The sequence below is a fragment of the Acinetobacter sp. 24-47-66 genome (genome assembly GCF_056779755.1).
Window position 1 is genome coordinate 1 of the sequence record NZ_JBWYIL010000035.1, and the last position, 633, is coordinate 633.

Consider the following 633-nt stretch of genomic DNA (forward strand, 5'->3'; position numbering starts at 1 on the left):
CCAGAAATCACAGGTACAACTGAACCAGGAACAACAGTAAATGTCGTTGTTAAAGACAAAGACGGTCAAGTTGTTGCAGAAGGTCCAGCGACAGTTACAGGTGACACATGGACATATACACCATCAGTTGAATTAGCAGATGGCGAATATGACGTAGTTGCAAAAGCGACAGATCAAGCAGGTAACACAGGTGAATCTCAGCCAGAGAGCTTCGAGGTTGACACAGTAGCGCCTGAATTAACCATCGATGAGCTTAAGCCAACAAACGATACTACACCAACAATCTCAGGTAAGACTGAGCCAGGTGCAACAGTAAAAGTTGAAATCTTAGACAAAGATGGCAACCCTGTAGCAACAGGTGATGCGACTGTAGATCCAGAAGGTAACTGGACGTTCACACCGACTGAAGAATTACCAGAAGGTGAATATACAGTTAAAGCTGAAGCGAAAGATGCGGTGGGTAATACTGCTACTGAAACTGCGGATGGCAAATTAACTGTAGATACAACTGCACCATCTGATACCGATGTAACGATTGATCCAATTGCGGATACAAACGATACAACGCCAGAAATCACAGGTACAACTGAACCAGGAACAACAGTAAATGTCGTTGTTAAAGACAAAGACGGT

1 protein-coding gene is annotated in these 633 nt (G+C 43.8%); it reads left to right on the forward strand.

Going from position 1 to position 633, the window contains the following annotated elements; all coding sequences use genetic code 11:
• Positions 1–633, forward strand: a 633-nt coding sequence (locus AC1M84_RS14235; protein WP_481595228.1) for an Ig-like domain-containing protein, incomplete at both ends; no start/stop codon positions are given.